Below are 7978 nucleotides of genomic sequence, written 5' to 3' on the forward strand. Positions count from 1 at the left end.
TTGTATATTAAAATAAATTAGTAAGTAATACTTTTTTCAGGGTCAAACTGGTAAATTTTGCAACTCCGAAACCCACTATTCCAATAGGTAGAGTAGTGGGGAATAAGGATTATGAACCACTATCCTACCGTACTTATTTTGTACTTTTTACGCCCATGTTTTAACAAAAGAAGTTTTAAAAACATTGTATGGAAACATATGTGACATTAAAGAGAATGAAGAGGGGTTCAAAATGATAACACCAAATATGCAAAAAATTTCTTAAATTTATGCACATAAAATAGTTTCATGATATCACCTGAATATCTCCCTTCTTAAAATATAAAAAATAAGTGTTGATAATTCGATGATATTAGTTTGACATTTTTTTATTTAATTTTTTTTTCCACGAATGAAAAGCTTAAATCAATTAATATGGCTAATATTATCGCAGGTATTGAACCATATAAAACCTTTTCCATGTTAAAACTTGCTAGACCTTCAAATACAAGCGTTCCTAACCCGCCAGAACCAATTATTGCTGTAAGGATTGCTATTGAGTTAGCTAAGACTGCTGCAAATTTAATGCCTGCAAACATTGCAGGATAAGCATGCGGGAATCTCACATACTTTATTACTTCCCATTCCGTAAGTCCTATACCGTTTGCAGCATCAATTATAGAATTATCAACCTCACTAAGTCCCACATAAGTGTTTTTAACTATTGGTAGCAGAGCTCTTAGAAATATTGCAAATATTGCAGGAGTAAATCCGATTCCTAAAAGTGGAACAGTGATAGCAACAACTGCAAAGCTTGGAATTGCTTGAACAAGGTTTGCAAATCCTATTATAAGGGGTGCTAACTTTTCACTCTTTAATGAAATTACTGCTAAGAATATTCCAACGGTTATGCTAATAAATAAAGACGCATAAGTCAAAATTACATGTTCCCCAAATGCAGATAATATTTTTTCAATCGGCACCATGATAGCGCCCCCTTAAATATTTTTCCAAAACTGCCGCAAATCCATCAAGAATTAAAGCCAAAATACCAACCCATAAACCAGCTACAAGAATAATATCCTTATCATACATATGTATTCCAGTTTGTATCGGAGCTCCTAAACCACCTGCGGCTATAATTCCTCCTAATGTGATAACTCCCATTGTAAATACAACGGCTATCCTAACACCTGCTGCTATAAGTGGAAGGGAGAGTGGGAACCTTATTTTTAATAATATATCTCTCTCCCTCATACCCATAGCCTCTGCTACATCTATATAACTTTTATCAACAGTTATAAGTCCTACATAAGTGTTTCTTGCAATTGGAAGTATTGAGTAGAGAACAGATGCGGCAATAGTTGGCTCTTCACCTATTCCTAAAATTGGGATAAATAAGACAAGTAGAGCGAGGGTTGGAATTACCTCAATTATATTTAATACATTCAGTGTAATTGTTGCAAGTTTTTGGTGTCTATACAAACAAAAACCAACTGTTATGCCAATTAATATTGAAAGAATTAACGATATCCCAAACATCCTTAAATGTTCAATAGTTCTTAAAGTTAGATTTTGGGTTTCCCAAATCACAAAAATATCCATTTCTCTCCCTCATAACAACTTCAAAAGAATATCATTGGCTAATAGTATTCCCGCAGGTCTTTCATTTTTTTCATTGATAACAATTCCAAAAGATGCCTTTTTAGCTTTCATCTCTGATAAAACAGAAGCAAGGAAATCATTAGGGGAGAATACCAATGGTTTGTCAATAGAATTAGTAATGTCATTGAACTTGAAAAAATTTTTAAACTCTAAAATACCGAGTAATACTCCATTATTCACAATAACGGCAAGTTCTATGCCTCTCTTGTTCATAATTTTTATTATTGTATCCTTTTCCATATCATTTACATTGTTAATCTCAATAAGATATGGGTCAATGTCAATCATTACATCTTTAACTTTCAGTGTGTTAAGATGCTTAAACTTCTTATCTGCATCCACAAGCTTTTCAACAAATTCATTAGCTGGATTTAATAGGAGCTCCTCTGGATATCCAACTTGAATTATTTTTCCATTATTTATTACAGCAATTCTGTCCCCAAGTTTGAATGCCTCTTCAATATCATGCGTTACAAAAACTATGGTCTTTTTTAAGGATTTTTTAATTTTTAAGAACTCGTCCTGCAACTGTTTTCTCAGAATTGGGTCCAATGCTCCAAAAGGTTCATCCATAAGTAAAAGAGGGGGGTCCAAAGCAAGAGCTCTTGCTAATCCAACTCGTTGCTGCTGCCCTCCGCTTAACTGATGAGGATATCTATCTGCAAATTTCTCTGGCAAAGCTACCAAATCCAATACTTTATTGACTCTATTTTCAATTTCTTCTTTACTGTATTTTTCTAACTTTAAAAGAAGTGATATGTTTTCTTTGACAGTCATGTGGGGGAATAATCCAATCTGTTGTATTACATATCCTATGCTTCTTCTAAGTTTAACCTCATCAAAATCTTTTACATTCTGTCTGTTTATAAATACTTGACCTTCATCCGGCTCTACAATCCTATTTATCATTTTAAGAATAGTTGTTTTTCCTGAGCCACTTGGACCGATTAAAATTATGAGCTCTCCACCAAAAATTTCAAGGCTAACATTATCAACTGCTGTAAATTTTCCATAGTGTTTTGTAACATTGTTAAGTGCTATGCTATCTATATCATCAAGTAGCATTTTAATCACCAAAAAAAAGAAAGAAGAATTAAAAAAATTATTATTATTTAATTAATCCTTTTTTTGTTAAAAATTCTCTTGCTATTTTATCTGCATCTTTTTTCTCAACATCGTATTGGTAGTTTAATGCTCTCATTGTGTCTGTATCTAACACGCCATTGAGTTTTTTAAGAACATTCACAACATCTGGATGTTTGTCAGTGAAGTCCTTGTTCATTATGATTATGGCATCGTAAGGTGGTAGTGCTCCTTTATCATCTTCGAGAATCTTTAAGTTAAACAGATCAACTCTTGAATCTGTTGTATATGCTGAGATTGAATCTACCTCATCATTTTTTATTGCTTCATACATAAGTGTTGGTTCCATCTGTTTTACATTTCCAAATGTGAAGCCATAAACTTCTTTTATTCTTGGTAATCCATCTGGTCTTGTGGCAAACTCTATATCTGTTCCAAGTGTCATATCTGGAGCGTAAGGTGCCAAATCACTTAATTTTTTTAAGTTATGTTTTTCAGCAAGATCTTTTTTAACTGCTATGGCATAATCGTCTCTAAATCCAAGTTTTGCAACTGTTATAATATTATCTTTCTTTAACATTTCCTCAGCACTTTTATCGTATATGTAATCTGGATTCCATTCTTTTGGGGGGTCTAATTTTAGAATTTCATTATATGCTGTTCCGGTATATTCTACATAAGCATGTATTTGACCTTTTTTAAGGGCTTCATAGTTAATCATCGTTCCTCCAAGCCCTTCTTTCACTTCGGCTTTATAACCATTTTCTTCAAGGAGGATTGCCATCATATGGGCTACAATATATTGCTCGTTGAAAGGTTTAGAACCAATGACAATTGTGGTAGTTTCTTCTTTTTGTGTCGTGCATCCACAAAGCACCGTAATAACAAGTATGGCGCCCATAACTAATGCCAATATCTTTTTCATACGCTCACCTCTCTACTAATGCTTTAAAAAATTATGTTAATAATATTTAAGATTAACTTAATAAATTTTCTAATACATTTGTGTATTATTGATGTATTAATTAACAATAAATTAATAGAAAAAAATAGAATATAAGTCAATGAATTTATTTGAACAATGATTTAATAAAGAGCAACATATTATAAAATCTAATAAGGTGAGCTCATGAAAGATGAATTGGTAGTATATAGTTGTGGGGGTCCAACTGAGGCACTTCAGAAGGTAAATCATGTTTTTGAGAAAATGTATGATTGTAGGGTAAGATTTACTGGAAAGTCGTCCCCAATTTTAAAAGATGAATTATTAAATGGAGCTTATGCTGATGTTTTTCTTCCAAGGGGTGTTATGTATTCTAAACTATTATCTAAGAGTGGATTAATAGAAGATGGGTATAATGTTTATCAATTTACTCAGTGGGTTATAGCAACACAGCTGGGGAATCCTAAGAATATAAATGGATTGGAGGATTTATTAAGAGATTATGTTATTGTATATACTTCTTCAAAAGCTACAATATCAGAAATCATTGCTTTACCGTATATTGGGGATTTAATTAAAAGAATATATGATAGGAGCGCTAAGGATTTTGATTGTTATAGAAAAATGTTAAAATCTGTTGTTAATGGGGATTGTGATGCTGTTATTGTAGAAAAAAGATGCACGACTTTGAAGGGTATTGATGGGAACATTGATATTATTGAAATTCCTGCTAAATATGTGGAAAGAGAAACAGGATTTTTCACTATTGGAGTTATGGAAAACTCAGAAAATAAGGACTTGGCTTATAGGTATAAAGAATTTGTATTGTCATATACTGGACAGAAAATTTTAGAAAAAAATGGTTTTATACCAATCAACTCTAAAAAAGGAAGGGAAATATTGTATGAATGCTATCCTGAGCATGCAAGTATTACTCCAATAAAATCAAATTGTAATATTTAAGTGATATAGTTACATACATGGAAACTCTTCTAAATAAAGTTCAGTAGCTTCTTTTAAATTTTCCAGTGCTTCTTTGATTGAAGCTCTTGACTATGGTTCCTATTTCCAAACATTTTGTGATGCATGTGTTCTCTTCTTTATATATGGTGTTTAGAATCATATCATCACTTATTTTACTTTTTAATGTGATTAACCTTGTGTTGTGTAATAGTATAAAGTTTAGTTTCGATTATCTGATTGAATGAGCGAAGAGGATGCAGTTATAATTCCTTTAAAAATTCTTGTTGAATAACTATAATAAAAAAAGTTAAAAACTTACTAAATGCATTTAAATGCTCTAAAAATACTGATGTGGAAAACTTCTTAAAAAATTCTTCCATATTATTTGAATAAAAATCGCTTCGTGATTTTTATAACTCACCTTCACTTCGTTCAGGTGATTGAATAAAAAAACAAAAACAGGACATACTTAGTTATTAAAAAGGGAACTACTAATATTTTAGGCTATTTCACTTTAACACTATCATTTTAAAAATTGTTGAAGAGGTTTCAAAGAAGACGTTGAAAAGATTAGATGGACTTTCAAAAGATAAAAGAGAATTTCCCATTTATATAATTGGACAGTTGGAGAAAAATGATCTATTTTGGAATAAGATTATGGAAGGTATTTGTTGGAAAGTGCTATTTCTAATATTCATGATGCTTATGAGGTTATTGGTGGAAGGACTGTTTTAATTGAGGCATTAAATAACGAAAAACTTATTAAATTCTGTACTAAGATGGTTTTAAATATCTTCAAAAAAGACTGGATATTAAAGAAGATAGTCATATGGAGAAAAAATTAAAAATGAATATATTCAACTTGTTAAAACATTATAACCCAATGCGCTGGGCTATCCTATTTTAAAAGCGTCTTATATTAATAAATCGTTGGCGTAGATGGAATTATAGTTATATCTCATGCTTTTTTACTTATGATTTTGATTTTTGTGTATATGGGGCGTGTTCAAATTTAGCTTTTAATTGCATTTTTGATTTTCTCGGCATATGTTTTTATAGTATTTATATGTTATTTTTTGGGAGTATTTAAAAGGTATAGTTTCGAACCAAACTCCAACATCAGTAAAAAAATACCAAACCAAAGGTGAAAAAATGAAAACCTGGGACTGGACCCACAACACCACAAACCAAACAAACACACAAAAAACAACAGGAACATGGGACAAAGGACTAAACTACGAAACAACCTACAAAATGCTGAAAAGTGAATTAGACGAGCTCCGGCGCAAACCATTCCTATACAAAAAACAAAAGAAAAAATACGCCTACCTATTAACCTTTCTACTACAATTACGGAACGGATGCAGAATATGGGAGGCAATCACAGGAATGATAACCCTATGCATAAATTTAGACGAAATCAACTGGAACGATAGAGTAATTGTTAAAGTAAGAACACAAAAAAGAAAAGACGGAGAACTAAGAGACCTAATCCTACCAAAATGCGTAAATAAAAACGATATCGAACTCGTAAAAGAAGAATTTATAAAAATCATGGAAGAAGTTTCGAGCTCAGAAACAATAGAAGAAAAGAAAAAAACCAGATTAAAAATCGTAAACAGACTAGGAACATGGCTATCAAAAAATTACGGTATAAACTCACACTCATTTAGATATGCGTATATTACATACCTTGGAGAACAGGGCATTCCTTCTCAGGTTCTAGCAAAAATAACAAAACACCAAAATATCAATTATATTGAAAAATATACACAATCAAAACTCGGAAGTGAAATTTTAAAGAATTTAGGAAATGTGGAATGAGTTAATCAAGACATAATATTCGGAATAGAATAAGGTTGAACGAAAACTTAATTTAAACTCGGAAAGTTAATTCTTTCGTGCTACAAAATTTGTAAATTAAATACAGGCGACCATTCCTAGCGTTCGTATGCAGAGGAATGTGAAAGATATGAAATCATCTTTTCCGTTTTGAAGTTTTTGAATTTCCTTTTTGTAAGTATATGATGAGTACATATATTATCAGGAATAGGAATATGACTGTAATAATTTTTTCAGCTAATGCGGAAATGATTGTAATGGCAACAATACCTAGTATAAAATATATTATTCCCTTTGTATGATGGATTTGAAAACACATCCTGCAACGTTTGGAGTAAACCGCCTGTCATTTCACTTTCTGAGATTCTCTGTAAATTAGAACTATCTGTTTTTTCTACTATTTTTGATAACGACGGTTTTGTTGAACAAGCAGCCATATTTTTAACTACATTACCCAAAAGTTCATTTTCATTAACATCTGTTCTCTTTATCAGAATCTCCCTAATAGGCTGTATAATCTGCCAGTTTTTACCCGTTATAATCTCCAGCTCTTTCTTTATTCTATAAAGAGGTTTTTCGAAGTTTTGTAGAGGAATATCTTCTATTGTAACCTCAAAAATTTTCTTTTTGATATCTACAACCCTTAATACCCCAATCAACTTAGAATCACATTTTAATATTGATTTTTTAATATTCACCCCATAGTTAATAAAAACAATTTCATCTGCAGGTATTTCAAGAATTGATTTACCTAAGTTGTCTTTTTTGAGAATATATAGTTTCTTCATTGTCAAAACAATAGAAACCTGCCGTAAAGAATCCGTACTACAAATATTAAACGAAACAACAACTTTATCATCCTCAGAAATTAATTCTAAAATATCATAAGTAACAAGATTACTTTGTCCAAATTTTTTCATAAAAATACCTCTTTGGTATTATTATATATGTAACATAAGACAAACACAAATTCCCATCCCACAATAACCGGATTTTAACAAAACATTGATGAGGAAAACATAAATGTTTTGAAGAATGTTCCCATCCTTGTTTAATCAAACAACGTAGTTGTTTGATTTCCAACCTTTAGAAAAGGTTGGATCCAAATAAAATAATGGATGAGTCTTTCAGACTGAAATTTAGAATTAAAAAAGTTTATAGAGAGACGTTTCCATCCTTGTTTTAATGGATGAGTCTTTCAGACTTTCAATAAGGTTTCTTATTTCTATCCATTCTTCGAGTTTCCATCCTTGTTTTAATGGATGAGTCTTTCAGACATAACCGCTTATGAGGCATTGGGGCTGGAAAGGGTTTCCATCCTTGTTTTAATGGATGAGTCTTTCAGACACCTTCTACTTTTTGAATGATTTTTATTTAAATTGTTTCCATCCTTGTTTTAATGGATGAGTCTTTCAGACTTTTTTTCTGTCTATCAAATCACAAATGTACATTTCTTGTTTCCATCCTTGTTTTAATGGATGAGTCTTTCAGACTTTTTAGATA

Annotated in this window: 8 protein-coding genes and 1 CRISPR repeat array; of the genes, 3 read left to right on the top strand and 5 right to left on the bottom strand. The window is 31.3% G+C overall.

Annotated elements, in window-relative coordinates; genetic code table 11:
• Nucleotides 1-368: 368 nt before the first annotated feature.
• From F555_RS0100215 to F555_RS0100230, 4 genes are read right to left on the bottom strand one after another with little or no spacing between them, the layout of a single operon-like run.
• Nucleotides 369-965 carry an ABC transporter permease gene (locus F555_RS0100215; protein ID WP_018153220.1) on the bottom strand — a complete coding sequence of 199 codons (597 nt, stop codon included), beginning with the start codon at nucleotides 963-965 and terminating at the stop codon, nucleotides 369-371.
• Complete coding sequence (locus tag F555_RS09375; protein ID WP_018153221.1) at nucleotides 952-1584, bottom strand: ABC transporter permease; 633 nt, start codon at nucleotides 1582-1584, stop codon at nucleotides 952-954. Before F555_RS09375 ends, F555_RS0100215 begins: the two co-directional genes overlap by 14 nt.
• 9 nt (nucleotides 1585-1593) lie before the next feature.
• Complete coding sequence (locus F555_RS09380; RefSeq protein WP_018153222.1) at nucleotides 1594-2709, bottom strand: ABC transporter ATP-binding protein; 1116 nt, start codon at nucleotides 2707-2709, stop codon at nucleotides 1594-1596.
• A 43-nt stretch (nucleotides 2710-2752) separates the two neighbouring features.
• Entirely contained in the window at nucleotides 2753-3652 is a 900-nt protein-coding gene (locus F555_RS0100230; protein ID WP_018153223.1) for a glycine betaine ABC transporter substrate-binding protein, read from the bottom strand.
• A 204-nt stretch (nucleotides 3653-3856) separates the two neighbouring features.
• Here F555_RS0100230 and F555_RS0100235 point away from each other — a divergent pair, with 204 nt between their 5' ends.
• The 3 genes from F555_RS0100235 to F555_RS0100250 all read left to right on the top strand — a co-directional run bounded on the left by F555_RS0100235 (nucleotide 3857) and on the right by F555_RS0100250 (nucleotide 6457).
• Nucleotides 3857-4633 carry a substrate-binding domain-containing protein gene (locus F555_RS0100235; protein ID WP_018153224.1) on the top strand — a complete coding sequence of 259 codons (777 nt, stop codon included), beginning with the start codon at nucleotides 3857-3859 and terminating at the stop codon, nucleotides 4631-4633.
• A gap of 671 nt (nucleotides 4634-5304) precedes the next feature.
• Complete coding sequence (locus F555_RS09385) at nucleotides 5305-5478, top strand: hypothetical protein (RefSeq protein WP_157205709.1); 174 nt, start codon at nucleotides 5305-5307, stop codon at nucleotides 5476-5478.
• 307 nt (nucleotides 5479-5785) lie between these two features.
• Entirely contained in the window at nucleotides 5786-6457 is a 672-nt protein-coding gene (locus F555_RS0100250; RefSeq protein WP_018153227.1) for a tyrosine-type recombinase/integrase, read from the top strand.
• 251 nt (nucleotides 6458-6708) lie between these two features.
• On the opposite strand, the gene F555_RS0100255 is transcribed toward F555_RS0100250, so the two are convergent.
• Nucleotides 6709-7395: a hypothetical protein gene (locus tag F555_RS0100255; protein ID WP_018153228.1), complete on the bottom strand. Its 687-nt coding sequence runs from the start codon at nucleotides 7393-7395 to the stop codon at nucleotides 6709-6711.
• Between the two features lie 247 nt (nucleotides 7396-7642).
• Nucleotides 7643-7968: a CRISPR direct-repeat array (repeat unit 37 nt; unit sequence GTTTCCATCCTTGTTTTAATGGATGAGTCTTTCAGAC).
• Nucleotides 7969-7978: the final 10 nt, after the last annotated feature.

This window comes from Methanothermococcus thermolithotrophicus DSM 2095, assembly GCF_000376965.1.
GTDB classification, from domain to species: domain Archaea; phylum AGJL01; class Methanococci; order Methanococcales; family Methanococcaceae; genus Methanothermococcus; species Methanothermococcus thermolithotrophicus.